Genomic DNA, 19,393 nt, shown 5'->3' on the forward strand with positions numbered 1-19,393 from the left:
GGGTGGCGACGTCCGCGGACGACCGCCGCTACCTGGCCGAGGTCGTCGACGCGGCGCTGCGCGACGGGGGGCGCCGCCCGGACGTCGGCCTCGCCGCGCGCTACCGGCTGCCGGAAGCACTGACCCCGGACGCGGTCACCGCGGCCCGCGCGGCCGCCGTGCAGATCTGGCTGCGCAACGTCAACCTCAGCAAGTACCGCGACGTGCTGCGCCGGTTCCTCGCCGAGGACAGCCGTCTCAACCCGGTGTTCACGGCCGCGGCGCGCGGCGACCTGGCACCGCTGCGGGCCGCGCTGTCCGCGGAGAAGGCCGAGCACGGCACGGCGATGCGGCGCATCAAGGAGAGCCTCGCCGAGCGCGCGGCGGGGTTGAGCGCGATCGCGCCGGAGGACTTGGAGCGCCTCGCGGCGACCCACCAGGTCGACCCGGTGGAGGTCGCGGCGGCGGCGCGGGCCGCGTCGATCCTGGTCACCGAGCCGGACCGGCTGCCGACGCGGCCGCCGACCGACGCCTACTCCCGCTACCGCAAGGAACTCGCCGTCCTGGACTGCCCGCATCTGGGCGCCTTCCTGCTGCCGGACACGAACGCCTACCGGATCTTCGCGGGCGAGGACCGCACCCCGCTGACCCCCGGGATGCTCGCGGACGCGCGGGCGCGGTGGCGGAAACGCGCCCGCGGCCAGGACACCAAGGCCGCCGACTCGGTGGTGGCACTGCTGGAGACGCTGGTCGCCGCGCGGGGGCCGAACGCGCTGGACGCGCTGATGCTGTACGACGTGGCGGCCGAACTGCGCGGCCAGGTCCGCCGCGGTCTGAGCCCGGGCGCGCTGCGCGGATTCGCCGCCGACACGCTGCGCCTGCACCACACGGACGCGCGGCGGGCCGCCTTCGCCGTCGTCCACGAACAGGTACCGGAACTCCCGGCACGGATCCGCACGTTGCTCGACGCCGGACGGCCGGGAGAAGCCGTCGACCTGGCCGAGTCGGTGCCCGGCGCGGACGCCGACGGCGATGTGGCGGCGCTGCTGGCCGAGGCCCGGGCCCGGACGAAGAAGGCCCGCAAGCGGCTGGCCAAGGCCCGTGAGGCAGACGAAGCGGGCAGCCCGGACGCGTGGGAACTCTACGAACGCGCCTACGCCTTGGACAACGGCCTCACCGAATGCCTGGAGGCCCAGGCCCGGCTCCCGGTGCCGCCGCCCACCTGCCTGGTGTGCGAACCGGACCCGGAGGCGGGCCGGGTGCGCCTGCACTGGCAGCCGAGCCCCGCGGCCGACACCGAACACGTCGTCTTCCGCAGCGTGGTCTCCGGCGCGCATCCGCGGCCGGACAACGGAACGCGGATGGGCACCGCGCACGACAACTGGACGGACACCTCCGCGCCGCCGGTGGCTCTCCTCGCCTACTCCGTGGTCGCGATGCGCGGCGACGCGGCGTCCGAGCCGTGCGCCGCCCCGACCGTGCTGCTCTGCCCCGAACTCCGGGGACTCGACGTCACGGCCGGCGCGGCCCGCGTCTCCGCGGGCTGGCAACTGCCGCAGGACGCGGTCGGCGCGTGGGTCGTGCGGCGCACCGACCGGCCGCCGCGGAACCCGGACGACGGCACCCCGGTCCCGGCGGGCCCGTCGGGCTTCGTCGACGCCGCGGTGGACAACGGCACGACGTACCACTACCGGATCGGTGCACGGTTCCGCGACGCCTTCGGACGTACGGTGGACGGCACGGGCGTGGTGCGCACCGTCGTGCCGCACCTGCCGCTGGCGCCGGTGCGCGATCTGGCCGTCGCCGCCGATCCGTTCGACCCGGGCTGGGTGGTGGCCCGGTTCGCGGCGCCGCCGGAAGGCGTCGTGGCGCTGTTCCGGGTGCCCGCCGCACCGCCGTGGCAGCCGGGCGACGAACTGGATCTGGACGCCGTGGCGGCCCGCGCCGTCCGGCTCGACACCCAGGCCGTCGACGGCGGCCTGCGGTTCCGCCACCCCGAGGGCGCGTGCGCGGTCCTCGCCGCCACCGTCGCCGGGGCGCGGTGCGTGATCGGCGGGCACGCGCCGTGGCTGCCCATGCCGGTGCTCGGCCGGGTCACCGCGCAGCACCGGGGCCCGGAACTGGTGGTGCGGTTCGGGTGGCCGCAGGACGCGTCGGATGTGGAGATCGTCTGGCAGGACGCCGACGGGAACCCGCTGACGCGGATCGTCGACCAGGCCGCGTGGCAGCGGTCGGACGGCATCCGGCTCCCCGTCGGCCCGGACGCGGGCACCACGATCCAGGCGCGGCCGGCCGCCGAGTACGGCGGGCGGCGGGTCATGGGCGCGCCGGTGCGGGTGCACGTACCGGAGCCGCGGGTGCTGCGGTACGCGGTCGTCTGGCGCGGCATGCCCGGGAAGCGCCGGGTCGTGGTGTCGGTGCTCAGCCCGCACGGCAAGCCGGTCTGGGTCGACCAGTTGCTGCTGGTCGCCGCGCCCGGGGACGTGCGGCCGCTGCGGGTGGAGGGCACCCGCGTGCTGGCGCGGTGCCGGGGGCTGCTGGTGGGCGGCGACCCGGTCGTGCTGTTCGACGTGCCGGCGCCGGATCTGCCCCGGCCGTTCTGGGTGCTGTGCCTGACGCCGGACAAGGACCTGCTGTTGGTCGACCCGCCGGTCGGCGATCTGTTGCGCGGAAGGAAGTGAGCGGATGCCGGAGACGATCAACCCGTTCGGTGCCCCGGGGGATCCGGTGACGAGGCAGCGGCCGTACCGGTGCCCGTACTGCTTCGCCACGTTCGCCATGGCGGGACTCCGCTTCTCCTGCGACGGCGGGCGGCACCAGGACGCCGGGCTGTTCGCGTCGCCGCTCGGCCGCGCCCACGCCCCCTGTCCGACGTGCGGGGTGGAGGCGGCCCGGCCGCGATGCGGACGGTGCCACCGCTACCTCCCGGACCGGCACCTGGAGACGCCGATGCTGCTCATCGCGCTCGCCGGGCCGCGGAACTCGGGAAAGACCACCTACCTGGCCGCGCTGTTCCGCCGCTTGGACGGGGTGCTCGCCGACGAATGCGGCTATGCGATGACCGCCGCCGACGACTACACCCGCGCCGCGCTCAAGGAGACCTTCCACATCGGCGACGGCGAACCGCTCGCCGCCACCCGGCGCGGCGGCGGCACCCACATGCAGATCGTGATCCGGCTGGAACGCACCCCGCAGCCGGGCAGGCGGTTCTACGCCAGGGGGCGCGCGAAGGCGCTCACCGTGGTGCTGTTCGACGCCGAAGGCGAGGACTTCGACGCGACCCGGCACCACCTGGACTACTTCAGCCAGAACGAGCTGGGGCACCTGGCCGCGGCGGACGCCGTGCTGTTCATGGTCGACACGGCGGCGATCCCGGGCGCGCGGTCCGCCGCGGACGGGTCCCTCGACTCGGCGGCCACGACCTCCGCCGAAGTCGTCGAGCAGGTCACCCGGTTCCTGCGCGGGCCGCGCCGCCGCCGGGACGACAAGATCGACGTCGACGCCGGACTCGTCCTCACCAAGATCGACCTCGCCCGCGTCGACCGCGGCTCGATGCTGCGCCGCCCGCGGCCGCCGGTGGGCTACCAGGCGAACGACCGGGCCGCCGTGCACCAGGAACTCCGTGCCCGGCTGCGCGAATGGGAAGCGCGGCAGACCGAGCGGATCATCGAACACGCCTACCGCGACTACCAGCTGTTCGGCGTCTCGGCGCTCGGGAACGACCTCAAGCGGGGCGAGTGGCATCCGGAGCGGATCCATCCGTACCGGGTGGAGGATCCGTTGCTGTGGTTGTTGGCTAAGGCGGGGTTCTTGGAGGGGTGAGCCGGGCACGGTCGGGCTCGGGCTCCTCACCAGCCGGACCCGAGCCGATTGGACCGGCATCCCACTTGAATCCACCGCGAGCGCATCAACCCGTACCGCGTCGAAGACCCTGCTGCAACTGCCGGCGGAAGTCGGCTTCCGGGAAGGCTGAACGATGGCCGGGCAACTGCACTTCACCAACGCGGCGCCCCGCCCGGGGCGGCCGGGCGGCTTCCGTACCGTGGCCGCGTCCCCGTCGCTGGACGCGGAGACGCTCCGCCGGATGGAGCGCCTCTGCGCGTACGAGACGCCGACCCGCGCGGCGGCTGCCGAACCCGGCGGCCCGGTGGCGTTCGGGTATCGGGACGGCTGCCTCGTCCGGTGCGTCAACCTCGGACTCGACCACACCGGCCGGCCGGGCAATCTGTTCGGCCACGTGGTGCAGGCGGGTGAGGCCGAACTCGGCGGGCTGCGGCCGATCGAGTTGTGGGCGTCCCCGCTGTGGCGGGACCGGCCCGGCGACGGTGCGCTGGCCGAAGTCGGCCGCTTGGAGCCGGGGTCCGGGCCCCGGACCGAGGACGTCGCGCGGCTGGTGGCCGACGGGGGGACGGCGGCGCGGGACACGTTGGCGGCTTGTGTCGAGTACGCGGTCGCGGTGCTCCGGCAGCCGGACGCGCTCGTCCGGCCGCTTGTGCTGGTGTCGCAGTCGACGGAACTGGCCGTGGTCTGGCTGGCCGCGCTGTCGTTCTCGCTGCCCGAGTCGCTCGCCGGGGCGTTGACGTTCACCACGTACGCGGCACGGCCGGCATCGGCCGGGGTCCATGTCGCGGCCACGGTGCCGGAGGTGCGGGATCTCGGCGGGCCGGACATTCCGGTGCTGGACTTGGACGCGCCGGCAAGGCCGGCGGGCGGCGGGGAGCGACCCGGAGCCGCGGAGTGGGGCGAGCCGGCGGGGCTGTCGGGTTCCGGGGGGTGGCCGGGTTCCGACAGATGGTCGGGGCACGACGGGATGTCCGGGCAGGACGGGTGGTCCGGGCGCGATGCGTGGGCGAGTCCCGACGAGCGCACGCGGCGCGCGGAGTCGGCCGGCGCGGCGGCGGGGCGGCCGGGGGACGCGGGGCTCCGCGCGGCGTCGGCGATCCTGGCGCCGCACGGGATCGGCCGGTACGCCGCCGCGGTCGCGGACGCGTGGGCGCGCCGCGACTTCGCCGTGGTCGACCTGCTGACGACCTGGCACGTCCCGTCCGGCACCCACGACCCGGAGTGGTCGCCGCCCCTCGCCGTCGCCACGCTGCTCGCCGGGCAGCCGGTCCCTGCCGCGACGGCCGGTGCCGCGGCCCGGTGGCTCGGCCAAGCGGGCCCGTCACTCGACCCGGAGATCCTCGGCCGACTCGTCGAACTCGATCCGCTGCCCGCCTCGTTGGCCCGCGCGATCGTCGAACTGGCGGGTGTGGGCGCGTACGCCGCGGACGCCCGCGCCGCGCTCGCGGTGGCCCGGCAGCTGAAGCGGCTGCTGCACGATGGGGCGACGACGCCGGAAGACTTGGTGGGGCTGGTCCGGCAGGTTTCGGGGGGCAATGACGGGGGCGGCACCACGCGAACATCCGGCGGTTCCCGGCCGGCCGGAGGCGCGCGGGCGGCCGGTGCCGGCGGGGGCTCGGTCGGGGTCGGCGGCGGGGCTCGCGGGCCGGCAGGCGGTGCGCATGACCGGCACGGCTCCGGTGCGGCGGCTGCAGCCGGCGGACTACCGGGGCTGGGGGACGGAAGTGGTGTCCGGGGAACGGGCTTTGGGCACGGCCGACATGGCGGAGGCGGCACCGGAAGCGCCTACGGCCGTCACGCGTCGGGTGGCACGACCGACGCCGCACGCGGCACGGGCGACGCCGACGGCGCGCGCGGAGGGGCCGGCGCAAGCGGCAACCGGGGAACCCACGGGTCGGGTGACTCGCATGGATCGGGCACTACCCACGGGTCCGACAGCGGCGTGGACACCGGAGCGACCGGCGCTTCCGACCCCTTCGACCACTCGGGCGGGGCCGGTGATCCCGCTCATGCGGTCGGTGGGGCGGGCGGTGGTGCTGCCGGTAGCGCGGGACATCGTTCGGCCGGTGGTGCAGGTGGTGGTGCGGGGGGTCGTGCGTCCGACGGGCTGAGCGGTGGTGTTCGCGGTGGTGTGCGGGGCGGCTCGGGCGGTGACGCAAGCGCGTACCCCGCCGATGCCACCATCGGAGCCCGCCCGCTCTGGCTCGACCCCGTCGCCCTGCGCGAAGCCGCCGACCGCTGCGGCCGCGCGTACCCGGAACGCGTCGGCGGCGCGCTGCGCACCCTGCTCCCCCGGGACGGCCGTGCGCACACGGACGCCGAAGAAGCCCTGCTGCGCGGCTTCGTCGACGTGCTCGGTGACGAGGCGCGCACGGCACACGGCGAACGCCGCGCCCTGCACGACGTCGACACCCCGACCGCACGCCTGCTGGCCCGCTTCCTCACCAGCGAGAAGCTCCAGCTCTGGCGCGACGTCCCGGACCTCACCTGCGAGATCTTCTCCCGCCCGCACCGCGACACCGACATGCGGCGCCTCGCCACCATCTGGCTGGTCTGGCTCGGCGACCACGGTGTGGCGCGCCGCCGCGTGGCGGACGGCCTTGAGACGGTCTGGCGCGGCGGCAGCCCGGCGCGCGAGGTCTTCGCCGCGGTCGATGCCACGGCCGCCGACGCCGCGGCGGTCCCCGTCCTCCTCGACCTCGTCTACCGCGCCCTGCGCCTGGAACACCCCGGAGATCAGGACCAAGTGGCCCTGGCCCATTGGGTGTTGACCCGAAGCGAGACCGACCCTGCGCCGCCCGGCGGCCGCCGGGTGGCCGAGGTCTGCGCCGAACTCACCCTCGCCGTCAACGACGTGGCCCAGTGCATCGCCAAATTCGGCCGCTCGGCCCGCCAGACCCGGGAGGCCACCGCCGCCGCCCGCCACTGGCAGGCACACGCCCCCTATCCGCACGCCCAAGCCGCCGAGGAGATCCTCACCCGCCTGTACGAACCCCGAAAGCGCCAGACGCCTCCTCCCCCCGCGCCCCCGCCGGACACCCCCGCCGCCCCCGAATCGGACACCCCCGCCACCGACAAGTCCGCCAAGCCCAAGCTCTGGCCGAAACGCAAGGGCAAGCAGGACCCGCCGGCCTGAGCACGCAGCCAACCGGCCGGGCTACAGTGAACGCTTCTGCACGAACGGGGGCGTGATGGCAGGCGATTTCACGGTCGATTTCGCGTGGCTGGACCGGCTGACGGCCGCATTCGACGGCGCGGCCCGGGCCACGGACGCGGCGCTCGACGCACTGCACGAGACCGGACCGATCCGGACCGGCCACAAGGACTTGGACAAGGCGTGCGACCACTTCAAGGGCAAGTGGGACGACCGCGTCGGGGATTTCCAGGACCGGATAGGCGAGTTCGGCAAGGCCGTCGCCGACTCCAAGACCGCCTACGCGGCAACCGAGCAGGCGTTGACCACATCCCTGTCCCGGATCACCCCCACCGCGACGGACTCTCCGATCCGCTCCGCCCTCGACCCCGCCGGATCGGGCTCGCCGCCGTCGGGCACCCCGCTCGCAACCCCGGCGGACGGTTCGATACGCGAGGTGCTCGGGTGAGCTCCGCGGAGAAGGAGTTCCCCGGCCTGCGTTTCGATCCGGCGCCGGGTCTGGTGCCGTCGATCGACCAACTGGCCGCCAAGGTACGCGAGGCCTCCGGGCAACTCGGCAACGCACGCGCGGAGCTGGAGAAGGCGCTGCGGGATCCGGGGGCGTGGACCGGCCCGGCCGGGGGTTCGTGCCACGACGCGGTCCAGCACATCTACCCGGACGTGTGGATCATGCACGACGCCGTGTCCGGGGTCGAACGCACGCTGGGGGAATGGTCGTTCCTCCTGGCCGACTACCAGCGTTCACGGGCGGGCCTGGAAGCCCAGGCCGTGGAGGCCCGCGCGGCGGTGGGGCGAGCCAAGGACAACCCCGACCTGAGCATCGACGCCACGGTGATCTTCAGCGGTTCGGATCAGGAACGGAAGTCCTTCTTCGCGCGCTACGACGCCGCGAAGCAGGCGGCGGACCGGGCCGAGGACCAACTCGACGGTATTCTGGCCGCCGCAAAGGACCTGAAGAAGCAGCACGACGAATCCGCCAAGGCGTTCGGCGGTCAGATCCGCGGCTTCGCCGACCACATACCTTCCCGCGACACGATGGCTCCCGGAGGCTCCGGCATCATTCCGGCCTACTTCACCAAGCCGCCACCCCAGGCCGAGGACATGGGCCCCAAGCGCGAGTTCAACGTGACGGACCCCACCGCGAAAGACCAGGCGACCCGGTTGGCCGCCCAGTTCATGGTGGCCGGCCAGGACGCCTACTTCGGGAACGACCGGGCGGCTTCCTATATGAAGAACTGGCTGGAAGGCAACGGCCGGGACGTCCAGTTCGACGCCAGGGAGCTGGTGAACGCGGACCCCGCGTTCCAACAGCTACTGAATGAGACCATCAAGTCGAAAGGCCCTCAAGGGAATTTCGATACCGGCTGGCAGCCCGGCAACATTTACGACGACATGCAAAAGGGGGGGTCTTCCAAGGAGTTGCAAGACTTCTATTACACCATGAATGGCTACCAGTATCGGATCGTGGGAACCGACTTCACGATGGTCGACGGGCATCCGGTCGGGCAGGTCCGGGTCGATATCTACAAGCGGTACAACTGGGGGAACCCGGAGGGCGGCGCGCCGCGAAAGGACATCGAAGGCGTCCCGCAGAACGACTTGGCGCGCCTCAACGAGACCGGCCTGGCCCATGACTTCGACATCGTGGGCAGCACGACCTTCTATGCGATGCCGAGCCCGTCGTGAACGACCCCGGTCCTCAGGAGTCCGGAGCACCCTCGGACGCAAAGACGGCAGGAGACCTTGCCGAGACGGCGGGCGTGCGCCGATTCCTTTTTCTGGCCGGTGCGTTCCTGGCCGGCACCCTGGTCGTCGGCATGCTGGTGCTCGGGGCGCTGTACCTGTATTTCGAACACCCCTGGGACCGCCCGGACAGAGATCCCCGCGCCCTCCCCGGGAGCGGCGATATGCCTCTCGGGGACGCACTGAAGTACACCGGAACCACGCTGCCGAAAGAAGCTGCCGACGTTCGTTTTTCCGCGGGCGGCAACATGATGGGAACCAGCCTCAGCCTCTTCTACACAATGCCGTGCAGCGCCGTTCCGGCCATGACACAAGCAGCGGGCCTCACCGTCCCGGTCACCGTGAACGGCCTTGAGAACCGGGCCAGGGAATTCGCCAAGCGCGTGGGCTGGCGCCCCGAGGACGGCCCTACGGCGGCCCTCAACGACACGCGCTACTGGACCACCGCCGCCATGGTGCAGACCCTGCCGACCGGTGTCTGCGCCGTGTGGCTCGAAGCCTTCAACGGCTAGGCCCGCGGATCACGGCCGCGGCGCGCCGCCCTACACCCTGACGTCACTCGATCGGGTGTAAACGCCATATTCGTTCGCGCTCCCCGTGCGCCGGGAGTTCACTGGGGGACTCGTTTTCGCCTCGGCGTCGAGGAGTGCGGCATGAAGATCGGCGATGTGGTGATCGCCAGTACCGAGATCGAGAGTTGGAGCAAACCATACGTTCCGTTGAACGCGGAAGGTGTGGTGACGGATGTCGGGTTCCGCGGAGTGTCGGTGGCGTTCACCGTGCCGGGATTGATGGGCGGCACCCGGCAGGTAATGGTCACGGTGCGGCCGGAGCAGTTGATTCCGCTGGTCTGACCCGGGGCGCGGCCGACGCCCGGCCGGGACACCGGGTCCCGACCGAGCGGCGGCGCGCAGCGAAGATCAGCCGAGCTTGCGCCAGTCCGCGACGACGGTGCTCCAGCGGGCGACGTTTTCCGGGTCGGTCCAGGTGCTGACCGCGGAGTAGCAGATCAGGCGGTCGGCGCGGTCGCGGTAGCGGTCGGCGAGGGCCGCGGCGAGGGATTCCCAGGGAGCGCTCACCGTCAGCGCGTCGAGGACGTCGTCGGTGATGGCGGCGGCCATGCCCGCGGTGTCCTTCGCGGCGAACAGGCGGTTCAGGCGCGGCTGGAGGTCGTCCCAGCCGTGCGTCTCGAAGACCTTCGCGTACCCGGGGGTCGAGCCGTAGAAGGCGAGCCGCATGCGCAGCTTGTCACGGGCCGCGGCGAGTTGCTCGTCGGTGTCGCCGGTCGCGGTCATGACCGGGACGACCAGGGCGATCGCGGACGGGTCGCGGTCGGCGCGGGCCGCGCCGGCGGCGATCTCGGGGCGCACGACCTCGTCGAGGTAGCGCGGCGAGTGCAGCGGGTGGACGTGGAGGCCGTCGGCGACCTCGCCGATCATGCGGAGCATCCACGGGTTGACGCCCGCGAGGTAGATCGGCGGGTCGGGGAACTCCGACGGGCCCGGCGACCATTCCGGCGTCATGAGCGTGAACTTGTAGAACTCTCCCTGGTGGCGGAGTCGTTCCTCGCCGCGGAAGGAGCGCCAGATGGCGCGGACGGCGTCGACGTACTCGCGCAGCCGCGGTCCGGGGCGGTCGAAGTCGGCGGAGTAGCGGCGTTCGACGTGGGCGCGGACCTGGGTGCCGAGGCCGAGGACGAACCGGCCGCCGGTGGCGTCCTGGAGTTCGCGGGCGGCCGCGGCGGTGATCATCGGGCTGCGGGCGAACGCGACGGTGATGCCGGTGCCGACGGTCATGGTCGAGGTGGCGAGCGCGGCGGCGGTGGCGGCGCCGAACGACGTCCGGCCGCCCTCGGTCAGCCACAGGCCGTCGAACCCGGCGCCTTCCGCGGCCGCCGCGGTGTCCGACATCTCGCGCAGGCCGCGGCCCGCGGACATGACGTCGAGGGGAGGGAGTGTCACGTGTCGAGTTCCTTCCGGAGGGTGCCGATGTACCAATGACCGAACACGTCTAGACCCCGTACCGCTCTTCGATCTCGCCCACCCGCGGCCAGTCCGCCGCGACCCGCGACGACCACTCCGGGGTCCGCCGCTCCATCCACGCGCGCGGCCCCTCCTTCGCGTCTGCGGTGCCCATCAGCAGCCGGTGGTACGCGGTCTCCATCCGCTCCACCCGCTCCGCATCGGCCCGGTCGCGCCACAGCAGGCGCTTGCTCAGCGCCGCGGACAGCGGGTTGACGTTGGCCGCGATGTCGCGCGCGGTCTCCAGCGCGGCGGGCAGCACGTCGGCGGCGGGCAGCGCGCGGGACGCCAGGCCGAGGGCGAGCGCTTCGGTGCCGCGGAACGTGCGGCCGGTCAGCAGGATGTCCGCGGCGACGGCGTGCGACGCGGCGCGGGCGACCGTCCAATGCGAACGGGCGTCGGGCACCATGCCACGGCGGACCTGCGGGATGGCGAGCTTGGCGTCCTCCGCGACGATGCGGATGTCGCATTCCATCGCGAGGGTGAACCCGATGCCGATCGCGTGGCCGTTCACCGCGGCGATCACCGGCTTGCGGACCTGCCAGGCCGGCGGGTCGACCGGCGCGGCGGTGAACTCGCGCGGTTCGCGCGGGGCGTCGAAGCTGCCCGCGTCGGGCGTGAGGTCCGCCCCGGCGCAGAACGCGCGCCCGGCACCGGTCAGGACGACCGCGCGAACGCTGTCGTCGGCGTCGCAGCGGGCATACGCTTCCCCGAGGAGTACCCCCATCCCCCCGGAGAACACGTTCAGCCGGTCGGGGCGGTCCAGGGTGATCACGGCGACCCCGCCGTCGACGTCGAGCCGCACCGCGGGCCCGGCCGGCGCGGTCCCGGCGGCTTCCGGACGGGGCTCGGACCGGGAGGAAGACCGGGAGGAAGAACGAGTGGTATCCACCCGCCGACGCTAAACAGCACTCTTGACCGTGTCAAGTTAATCTCGATAGGTTGACCTGCCGCACCGCACCACGCCCCGAGGAGAAACCCTTCATGACCAGCCCCTTCAGCTACGAAGGCAAGCGCGTTGTCGTCACCGGCGGCTACTCGGGCGTGGGCGCCGCGCTCGTCGAGCTGCTCGCGGAACTCGGCGCCGCGCACATCACGGTCCTGGACATCAAGGAACCGACGGGCGCCGCACAGAAGTTCGTGCAGACCGACCTCAACGACCCGGCGTCGGTGGACGCCGCGATCGCCGCCATCACCGCGGACGGCCCGGTCGACGTCCTGTTCAACAACGCGGGTGTCGCCGGCACGCTCCCCGCGCCGGTCGTCTTCGGCATCAACTACCTGGGCCTGCGCCGCCTCACCGAGGCGCTGGTGGACAACGGCACGCTCCGTGCGGGCGGCGCGATCGTCAACACCGCCTCGATCGCCGGGTTCGGCTGGGCGCCGCACCTGGAGGACATCAAGGCGCTCATCGCGATCGAGGGCTGGGACGAGGCGCAGGCCGAGCTGGCCGGCCGCGAGGTCGACGCATACTCCTACTCCAAGGAGATCGTGCAGGTCTACACGATGCATTACGCGAAGACGGCCGCCTCGAAGGGCCTTCGCGTCAACAGCATCTGCCCGTCGCCGATCGACACGCCGCTGCTGCCGGACTTCCGCAAGACGATGAGCGACAAGGTCATCGACTGGAACGTCTCGCAGGGCAACGGCCGCCTGGCCACCGGCCGCGACGTCGCGCTCGGCCTGGCGTTCCTGGGTGCGGAGGCGTCCGGCTTCATCAACGGTGTCAACATCAACCTCGACGGCGGCTTCAACGCGAGCCTGACCGTCGGCAACGTGGACTTCTCCGGCCTGGCGTAACGGCCGGAGCGCGGACGACGGAGGCTCCGGCACTCGCGAGAGTGCCGGAGCCTGCGTGTGTGCCGAAGACCGTCAGGCCGTCTCGTCCTCGACCGTGCTGTGCAGCTCGGTGGCCGCCATGTCCTCGACGAAGCGGCCGAGCAGCGTCGCGAACGCGGCGCGGTCCTCCTCGCTCCACTTCGACAGCATCTCGTTGAGGTGCTGGTCCATGACCGAGGTGAGCCGGCGCCGTACCGCGTCGCCGCGCGGGGTGAGGGAGACCAGGCTGACGCGGCCGTCGTCCGGGCTCGGCGAGCGCTTGACGTAGCCCTCCCGCTCGAGCTGGCCGACCTGGCGGGCGGTGGCGCCGGGGTCCATGTTGGTCAGCCGGGCCAGCTCGCCCATGGGCAGCGGACCGGCTTTCTTGACCCGGCGGAGCAGGACGTAGGCGGGTTGCGAAATGGTCGCACCGGCTACGGCCGCCTGCCGCGCGTACACCCGGCGGCTGGCGTTCCGGCGGAAGAGGGCTTCGAGGGCCCTCTGGATGGCGTCGACGTTGTCGGTGGAGTTCACCGACCCATCGTATCAGTACTTGACTTCGTCAACTTAATAAACCGATATTTCGACTCGTCCGACCATCCGGAGAGATCACGGGGATCACCGAGGCCACGCAGCGGGCATCACTTCCGGGCGACCGCCTCGGTCCCGACGGAGGAAACGGGACCGAGGCGGCCGGTCAGCGGCGGAACATCCCCGGGGGCATTCCCGCCGGGTGTCCCGATTTCGTTCTCCGACCGCCCGAACAGGCAGCCGCCGTACCGGAATTGCCGCGGACGCGCACGGTGTCCGCGGCCGACTCCGAACTATGGCACCGCCCGATCCTCCGGGCAATGCCCCGCGGCGCGCGATTCCGCACGGGCCGAACGGCGGCCGGAGAACGGATCAGAGAATCGCGATCGGGTTGATCGGGCTTCCCGTGGCCCCGGTCACCGGCAGCGGCGACACGCTGAGCAGGCACGACCACGCCCCGGCCGCCGCCATGCCCTCCGCCAGCTCGGTGAGCCACAGGTGCTCCAGCAGCGGCACGCCGAGTTCCACGAGCAGCGCGATGTGCACGGAAAGGAACTGCTCGTTGTCGAACGGGATCACTTCGATCGCGCTGTTGTCCGCGCCGACCGCCGCAATGTCGTGCTCGCGTACGAACGACACCGCGTCCACGCCGAGACCGGCCTGCGCGAACGGAATCTCCCGGCCCGCCGAGGTCTCGTTCTTGAAATTGTCGAGATGCCCCGTGCGCACCAGAAGCGCGTCACCGGAGCGGATCTCCACGCCTTGTGCGGCGACGCACTCGTCGAGATCCGCGCGCGTGACCACGTAACCCGGTTCCAGGAATTCCACGCCGCGCAGCCGCGGCAGATCGAGAAGGACCGCGCGCAGGGCGAACGCGCCGAGCTTCTCGATTCCGCAGCGTTCCGCCCCGGTGTGCGAGCGGAAGGTGTTCGCGTCGAATCCGTTGTAGAACTTCCCGCGGTGCTGGACGTGGCACAGCGCGTCCATGTGCGTGATGCTGTGCGACGCGATCACCAGGACGTCCTCGTTCGCCCCGACCTCGGAGCCGCCCGGGAAGTCCTGGAACGCGTTGTCCGTCTGGCTGGTCAGGGTGAGCCGCTGCGGCGCGCCGCGGTATTCGAAGATCGGCGCGCCTTCCCGCTGGATCGGCAGACCCAGCCCGTACGCCTTGCCGGTCCGCACTTCGTGCGCGGCCGCCGCGACACCCTTCGGGTCGACGAGGTTGAGTGTGCCCCGCTCGTCCTCGGCGCCCCAGCGGCCCCAGTTGCCGACCTGCGTCTGCTGTTCCATGCGGCTCTCCCCTGACCGGATCGGATGAACGTCGCGCAGCCCGGCCCGGGTCCGGGATCCCCCGGACCCGGTTCGGCACAGGCTCAGAACTTGAGGACGCCTCGCGCGATGCGTCCGTTGTGCATGTCGTCGAGGACGTCGTGGAAGCCGTCCGACGGGTAGACCTTCGACACGAGCGCGTCCAGGTCGAACTTGCCCTGGCGGTACAGCTCGACGATCGCCCGGATGTCCTCGTGCGGGCGGACGCCGCCGGCCCGGGTGCCGAGGATGCCGCGGTCGCACTGCAGCAGGTTCGCGATGCGGATGTTCGCGGTGGCGGTCTGCGACGGCTGGCCGACGGCGATGAGCGTGCCGCCCCAGTCCAGCGCCTCCAGCGCGTTCTCCAGCACGGCCGGGACGCCGGTGCACTCGAAGATCCAGTCCACGCCGCCCGCGCCGAACGTCCCGACCTTCTGGTCCGCGCTGTACGGGAACAGCGTGCGGATCTCGTCCGCGACGTCGATGCCCTTGCCGGCCTGCACGAAGTCGGTGGCGCCGAACTTGCGGGCCAGGTCGAACTTGCCGGGCACGGTGTCCACGCCGACCACGCGGCCCGCGCCCTTGAGGCGCAGCGCCTGCACGGCGGCCAGGCCGACGCCGCCGAGGCCGATGACCGCGGCGGTCTGGCCCGGCAGGATGTTGGCGCGGTTGAGCACGGCGCCCGCGCCGGTCACGACGCCGCACGGCACCAGGCACGCGGAGGTGAGCGGCACGTCCTCGGGGATCGTGACGCACTGGATTTCCTTGACCAGGGTCAGCTCGGCGTAGGTCGACGCGCCCGCGAAGTTCCACACCGGCTGCCCGTCGACGGAGAACGGGGTGCTGCGGTTGCCGAGCGTCTGGCGGCAGCGGTTCGGGTGCCCGGTCTGGCAGTACCGGCACATGCCGCACGCGGCGATCGTGGTGATGACGACGTGGTCGCCCGGCTTGACCGCGGTGACGCCCGCGCCGACCCGCTCGACGATGCCCGCGCCCTCGTGGCCGAGAACCGCGGGGGCCGGCCACTCGATGACGCCTTCCAGCACGCTCACGTCGCTGTGGCACACGCCGGTGGCGGCGATCCGCACCAGGACCTCGCCGGCCTCGGGCTCGCGGATCTCCACGTCGTCCCGTATCTCGACACCCTTGTCCGTGTGCAGGATCGCGCGCATGTGCTTTTCTCCTCCAGGCCGCTCGGTACGGGGGTGATCCCCACGCAACCGGCTCCGATTTAGCCACCGGCTCCCGCAAGGGTCAAGGGACGTTGACAATCCGGTCGCGGTGCCCGGGTGGGACTCTTCTCACCTTGTCCGGACACCGCGGGCGGCGCGGCATATCAGAGGGGGGATTAACCCCGCGCTCAGTTGATTCTCAGAATGCGGGCGGACGCTGAGGACATGGACACGACACCCCAGTACCCCGAGCACCCCGAATACCCCGCGCCCGATCCGCAGGCCGGCCCCGCACCGTACCCCGGACCGGACCCCTTCGCCGCGCCCGCCGGCGGCGGCACCGGCACGCCGCCTCCCGGCGGATCGCCCTTCGGCCCCTACACCGGGCCCCCCGCGCCCCCGCCGGTGCTCGCCGCCGCCGGTGCCCCCGGCGACCCGTCCGGGCCGCCGCACGACTCGGTCACCGTGCTGACGCCGGGCGACCCGGCGCCCCGGCCGCGCGGCAAACGCCGCGCGGTGGCCGTGGTCGCCGCCGTCGCGCTCGCCGCCGGACTGGCCGGCGGGGTCGCGGGCGGCGTGATCGGCGACCGGGTCGGCGACCACGGCAGCCCGTCCGCGGCCTATTCGGCCGGCGCGGCACCCGTCCAGTCGGTGGCCGACAAGAGCCAGACCGGCGTGGCCGCGGTCGCGAGCGCCGTGACGCCGAGTGTCGTCGAGGTCACCGTGCAGACCCGGCAGGGCACCGGCACCGGATCCGGCGTCATCCTCACCGCCGACGGCAAGATCCTCACCAACGCGCACGTGGTCGACGGAGCCGGCAGCGGCGCCACCCTCACCGTCACCTTCTCGGACGGCAAGACCGCCGACGCCACCGTGGTCGGCAAGGACACGTCGAGCGACCTCGCGGTGATCCAGGCGAAGGGCGTGAGCAACCTCAAGGCCGCCACGCTCGGCAACTCCTCGCAGGTCGCGGTCGGCGACCAGGTCGTCGCGATCGGCTCGCCGGAAGGCCTGACCGGCACCGTCACGTCCGGCATCGTCAGCGCGCTCGACCGCGAGGTCACGGTGTCCGATTCCAATGGCTCCGGCGGCTCCGGCGGTTCAGGCGGCTCCGGCGGCCTGAACGGCTTCCCGTTCGGCAACCGCGGCACCGACTCGTCGTCGTCCTCGAACCAGACGACCTACCACGCCATCCAGACCGACGCCGCGATCAACCCGGGCAACTCCGGCGGCCCGCTGCTCGACATGAACGGCCGCGTCATCGGCATCAACTCGGCGATCTACTCCCCGACCTCGGCCGGCGGCTCGGACGCCGGAAACGTCGGCCTCGGCTTCGCCATCCCGATCGACCAGGTCAAGACCCTCCTGCCGGGCCTGGAGTCCGGACAGTCGGCCTGACCCCGGACCGCGCGGCCGCCGTGCCCGGAGCGCCGTGTCCTCCCACCACGGGGGCGCTCCGGACACGACACACGGCCCGCGGAAGGCCGCGGCGCGGGAAACCGGACCCGCGGCCGTGGCACCGTGAAGGCGTCGCCGCGCAGGCGGCGCCTTCACCGACATGCGATCCACCGTTTTTCGAGCCGCCCGCCACACCGAAGTCGTCGACGCACCGACCACCTCAGGGGAGACCACGCCCGCCATGACCAGTCCCTCGTCCGCGGCACCGGCCGCGCGGATCCTTGTCGTCGACGACGAGCCCGCGGTGCGGGAGGCGTTGGAAAGCAGCCTGCGCTACGAGGGCTACCACGTACGCCTCGCCGGGGACGGGCTCGCCGCCCTCGACGAGGTCGCCCGCGAGGAACCCGACCTGGTGATCCTCGACGTCCTCATGCCGCGCATGGACGGCCTGACCGCCGCCCGCCGGCTGCGCGGCCGCGGCGAGACCGTGCCGATCCTCATGCTCACCGCGCGCGACGCGGTCGGCGACCGGGTCACCGGGCTGGACGCGGGCGCCGACGACTACCTGGTCAAACCGTTCGAACTCGACGAACTGTTCGCCCGCGTTCGGGCCCTGCTGCGGCGCAGCGCGATGGCCGCCCCCGGGGGCGCGTCCGGCCCCGGGGAAGGCGTCCTGGAGTTCGCCGACCTGACGATGGACACCCGGTCGCGCGAGGTGACCCGCGGCGGTCACCCGGTGGAACTCACCCGCACCGAGTACACGCTCCTCGAACTCCTGCTCTCCCACCCGCGGCAGGTGCTCACCCGCGAGCAGATCCTGCACAACGTGTGGGGCTTCGACTTCGAACCGACGTCGAATTCGCTCGACGTGTACGTGATGTACCTGCGGCGCAAGACCGAGGCCGGGGGCCTGCCGCGGCTCGTGCACACCGTGCGCGGCGTCGGCTACGTCCTCAAGGCCCCCGAGAAGGCCACGGAGGGAGCCTTGTGATGCGCCGTCTCCCGCTGCGTGCCCGGCTCGCGCTCCTCACCGCGGTGGCGGTGGCCATCGCGGTCGCCGCGGCATCCACCGCGTGCTGGTTCCTGACGAAGGACCAGCTGATGGCGCAGACCGACCGGACGCTGGCGTCGCAGCCCACCGAGATCCGGCTGCGGCCGAACCAGACCATCTGCGACGCGCTGAACAACTCGACGCCGTTCGACGGGAAGGGCCACAACCCGCAGACCCTCCAGGTGGTGTTCGCGGACGGCACCTCGTGCACGCAGGACGGCTCGTACCCGATCCCGGTCACTGCTTCCGACATCGCCGTCGCCCAAGGGACGCAGCGCCAGTCGATCCACAGCGCGACGGACGCGAACGGCACCCACGTGCGGGTGATCACCCGCATGCCGCCGCCGAGCCCGCTCGGCCAGGGCTACGCGCTCAGCATCGCCCGTCCGCTCACCGACATCGACAACTCGCTCGACAACCTCGCGCTGCTGCTCGTCCTGGTGTCCGGCATCGGCGTGCTCGCCGCGGCGAGCCTCGGCCTGGTGGTGGCGCGTGCCGCGCTCAAGCCGGTCGACCGGTTCGCGGACGCCGTCGAGCACATCGCCCGCACCGAGGACCTCGACACCACGATCCCGGTCGAGGGCAAGGACGAGATCGCCCGGCTGGGCACGTCGTTCAACACCATGACGCGCGCGCTGAAGGGGTCCCGGGAGCGGCAGCAGCAGCTCATCGCCGACGCGGGGCACGAACTCCGCACCCCGCTGACCAGCCTGCGCACCAACACCGACCTGCTGCTCCGCAGCGAGGAGCAGGGGCGGCCGCTGCCCACGGACGACAAGAAGCGCCTGCTGCGCAATGTGCGCAGCCAACTGCGGGAGCTGTCCGGGCTGGTCGGCGACCTGCTGGAACTCGCGCGCCCGGAACGCAGCCGGTCCACGCCGGTCACCGGCGTCGCCGCGCTGCACACCGCGGTCGGGCAGGCCGTCGAACGTGCCAAGCTGCGCGGCCAGGACGTGACGTTCGCGGTCGACGTCGAGCCCTGGTACGTGCGCGGCGACGAGCCGTCGATGGAGCGCGCCGTCCTCAACCTGCTCGACAACGCGGTCAAGTTCGGCCCGCCCGACGGCACCATCGAGGTCCGCCTGCACGACGGCGAACTCACCGTGCGCGACCACGGCCCGGGCATCGACCCCGACGACGCCCCGCGCGTCTTCGAACGGTTCTGGCGCTCGGACACCGCCCGCGCCCTGCCCGGCTCCGGGCTCGGCCTGGCCATCGTCGCCCGCACCGTGCAGGAGAGCGGCGGCACGGTCGCGCTCGAACCGGCACCCGACGGCGGCACGGTGGCGCGCATGCGGCTGCCGGGGACGGCGGGCGCGCCGCCCGGCGGCTGAGCGGCCTCGGGCGGTCGAGCGGCGCCGGGCGGTCGACGGGC

16 protein-coding genes are annotated in these 19,393 nt (G+C 72.6%); 11 read left to right on the forward strand and 5 right to left on the reverse strand.

Translation table 11 applies throughout. From position 1 onward, the window contains the following. Positions 1–2: 2 nt before the first annotated feature. The 7 genes from ABEA93_RS21615 (at position 3) to ABEA93_RS21645 (ending at position 9,573) form a co-directional block, all read left to right on the forward strand. Positions 3–2,660, forward strand: coding sequence for a SaeA-related protein (locus tag ABEA93_RS21615; RefSeq protein ID WP_345677316.1), 2,658 nt, complete (start codon positions 3–5; stop codon positions 2,658–2,660). Positions 2,661–2,664: 4 nt separating this feature from the next. After that, entirely contained in the window at positions 2,665–3,801 is a 1,137-nt protein-coding gene (locus ABEA93_RS21620) for a hypothetical protein (protein WP_345677317.1), read from the forward strand. A 154-nt stretch (positions 3,802–3,955) separates the two neighbouring features. Further along, on the forward strand, positions 3,956–6,958 hold the full coding sequence (locus ABEA93_RS21625; RefSeq protein ID WP_345677318.1) for a GAP1-N2 domain-containing protein: 3,003 nt from the start codon (positions 3,956–3,958) through the stop codon (positions 6,956–6,958). 55 nt (positions 6,959–7,013) lie between these two features. Continuing rightward, positions 7,014–7,424, forward strand: coding sequence for a hypothetical protein (locus ABEA93_RS21630; RefSeq protein ID WP_345677319.1), 411 nt, complete (start codon positions 7,014–7,016; stop codon positions 7,422–7,424). Next, positions 7,421–8,662 carry a hypothetical protein gene (locus tag ABEA93_RS21635; protein ID WP_345677320.1) on the forward strand — a complete coding sequence of 414 codons (1,242 nt, stop codon included), beginning with the start codon at positions 7,421–7,423 and terminating at the stop codon, positions 8,660–8,662. Before ABEA93_RS21630 ends, ABEA93_RS21635 begins: the two co-directional genes overlap by 4 nt. Continuing rightward, entirely contained in the window at positions 8,659–9,231 is a 573-nt protein-coding gene (locus ABEA93_RS21640) for a hypothetical protein (RefSeq protein ID WP_345677321.1), read from the forward strand. The genes ABEA93_RS21635 and ABEA93_RS21640 overlap by 4 nt, the downstream gene beginning before the upstream one ends. A gap of 141 nt (positions 9,232–9,372) precedes the next feature. Then, positions 9,373–9,573: a hypothetical protein gene (locus ABEA93_RS21645; RefSeq protein ID WP_345677322.1), complete on the forward strand. Its 201-nt coding sequence runs from the start codon at positions 9,373–9,375 to the stop codon at positions 9,571–9,573. Between the two features lie 66 nt (positions 9,574–9,639). Here ABEA93_RS21645 and ABEA93_RS21650 read toward each other — a convergent pair whose 3' ends face one another. Both ABEA93_RS21650 and ABEA93_RS21655 read right to left on the reverse strand, forming a co-directional pair. Further along, positions 9,640–10,680 (reverse strand): TIGR03617 family F420-dependent LLM class oxidoreductase, encoded by a 1,041-nt coding sequence (locus ABEA93_RS21650; protein WP_345677323.1) that lies wholly within the window; start codon positions 10,678–10,680, stop codon positions 9,640–9,642. Between the two features lie 49 nt (positions 10,681–10,729). After that, complete coding sequence (locus ABEA93_RS21655) at positions 10,730–11,632, reverse strand: enoyl-CoA hydratase/isomerase family protein (protein ID WP_345677324.1); 903 nt, start codon at positions 11,630–11,632, stop codon at positions 10,730–10,732. Positions 11,633–11,724: 92 nt separating this feature from the next. On the opposite strand from ABEA93_RS21655, the gene ABEA93_RS21660 reads away from it, so the two are divergent. Then, positions 11,725–12,540 (forward strand): SDR family oxidoreductase, encoded by an 816-nt coding sequence (locus tag ABEA93_RS21660; protein ID WP_345677325.1) that lies wholly within the window; start codon positions 11,725–11,727, stop codon positions 12,538–12,540. A 72-nt stretch (positions 12,541–12,612) separates the two neighbouring features. Here ABEA93_RS21660 and ABEA93_RS21665 read toward each other — a convergent pair whose 3' ends face one another. The 3 genes from ABEA93_RS21665 to ABEA93_RS21675 form a co-directional block, all read right to left on the reverse strand. Then, positions 12,613–13,092: a MarR family winged helix-turn-helix transcriptional regulator gene (locus tag ABEA93_RS21665; RefSeq protein ID WP_345677326.1), complete on the reverse strand. Its 480-nt coding sequence runs from the start codon at positions 13,090–13,092 to the stop codon at positions 12,613–12,615. 369 nt (positions 13,093–13,461) lie between these two features. Continuing rightward, positions 13,462–14,379 (reverse strand): cyclase family protein, encoded by a 918-nt coding sequence (locus ABEA93_RS21670; protein ID WP_345677327.1) that lies wholly within the window; start codon positions 14,377–14,379, stop codon positions 13,462–13,464. 83 nt (positions 14,380–14,462) lie between these two features. After that, a complete protein-coding gene (locus ABEA93_RS21675) occupies positions 14,463–15,569 on the reverse strand; it encodes an alcohol dehydrogenase catalytic domain-containing protein (RefSeq protein WP_345677328.1) in 1,107 nt (368 codons plus the stop codon). Positions 15,570–15,794: 225 nt separating this feature from the next. Here ABEA93_RS21675 and ABEA93_RS21680 point away from each other — a divergent pair, with 225 nt between their 5' ends. From ABEA93_RS21680 to ABEA93_RS21690, 3 genes are all read left to right on the forward strand, one after another. Then, the gene (locus ABEA93_RS21680; RefSeq protein ID WP_345677329.1) at positions 15,795–16,967 is read left to right on the forward strand and encodes a S1C family serine protease; all 1,173 of its coding nucleotides are present in this window, start codon (positions 15,795–15,797) and stop codon (positions 16,965–16,967) included. Between the two features lie 241 nt (positions 16,968–17,208). Beyond that, on the forward strand, positions 17,209–17,958 hold the full coding sequence (locus ABEA93_RS21685) for a response regulator transcription factor (RefSeq protein WP_345677330.1): 750 nt from the start codon (positions 17,209–17,211) through the stop codon (positions 17,956–17,958). Next, complete coding sequence (locus ABEA93_RS21690) at positions 17,958–19,352, forward strand: HAMP domain-containing sensor histidine kinase (RefSeq protein WP_345677331.1); 1,395 nt, start codon at positions 17,958–17,960, stop codon at positions 19,350–19,352. The genes ABEA93_RS21685 and ABEA93_RS21690 overlap by 1 nt, the downstream gene beginning before the upstream one ends. Positions 19,353–19,393 lie beyond the last annotated feature (41 nt).

The organism is Yinghuangia aomiensis (genome assembly GCF_039542225.1).
In the GTDB taxonomy this organism is placed as follows: Bacteria; Actinomycetota; Actinomycetes; order Streptomycetales; family Streptomycetaceae; genus Yinghuangia; species Yinghuangia aomiensis.

Bases quoted from the DNA above. Each gene is read 5' to 3' on its own strand.
- ABEA93_RS21620 (WP_345677317.1), top strand. From the start codon at position 2,665: ATGCCGGAGACGATCAACCCGTTCGGTGCCCCGGGGGATCCGGTGACG.
- ABEA93_RS21625 (WP_345677318.1), top strand. From the start codon at position 3,956: ATGGCCGGGCAACTGCACTTCACCAACGCGGCGCCCCGCCCGGGGCGG.
- ABEA93_RS21630 (WP_345677319.1), top strand. From the start codon at position 7,014: ATGGCAGGCGATTTCACGGTCGATTTCGCGTGGCTGGACCGGCTGACG.
- ABEA93_RS21645 (WP_345677322.1), top strand. From the start codon at position 9,373: ATGAAGATCGGCGATGTGGTGATCGCCAGTACCGAGATCGAGAGTTGG.
- ABEA93_RS21660 (WP_345677325.1), top strand. From the start codon at position 11,725: ATGACCAGCCCCTTCAGCTACGAAGGCAAGCGCGTTGTCGTCACCGGC.
- ABEA93_RS21670 (WP_345677327.1), bottom strand. From the start codon at position 14,379: ATGGAACAGCAGACGCAGGTCGGCAACTGGGGCCGCTGGGGCGCCGAG.
- ABEA93_RS21675 (WP_345677328.1), bottom strand. From the start codon at position 15,569: ATGCGCGCGATCCTGCACACGGACAAGGGTGTCGAGATACGGGACGAC.
- ABEA93_RS21680 (WP_345677329.1), top strand. From the start codon at position 15,795: ATGGACACGACACCCCAGTACCCCGAGCACCCCGAATACCCCGCGCCC.
- ABEA93_RS21685 (WP_345677330.1), top strand. From the start codon at position 17,209: ATGACCAGTCCCTCGTCCGCGGCACCGGCCGCGCGGATCCTTGTCGTC.
- ABEA93_RS21690 (WP_345677331.1), top strand. From the start codon at position 17,958: ATGCGCCGTCTCCCGCTGCGTGCCCGGCTCGCGCTCCTCACCGCGGTG.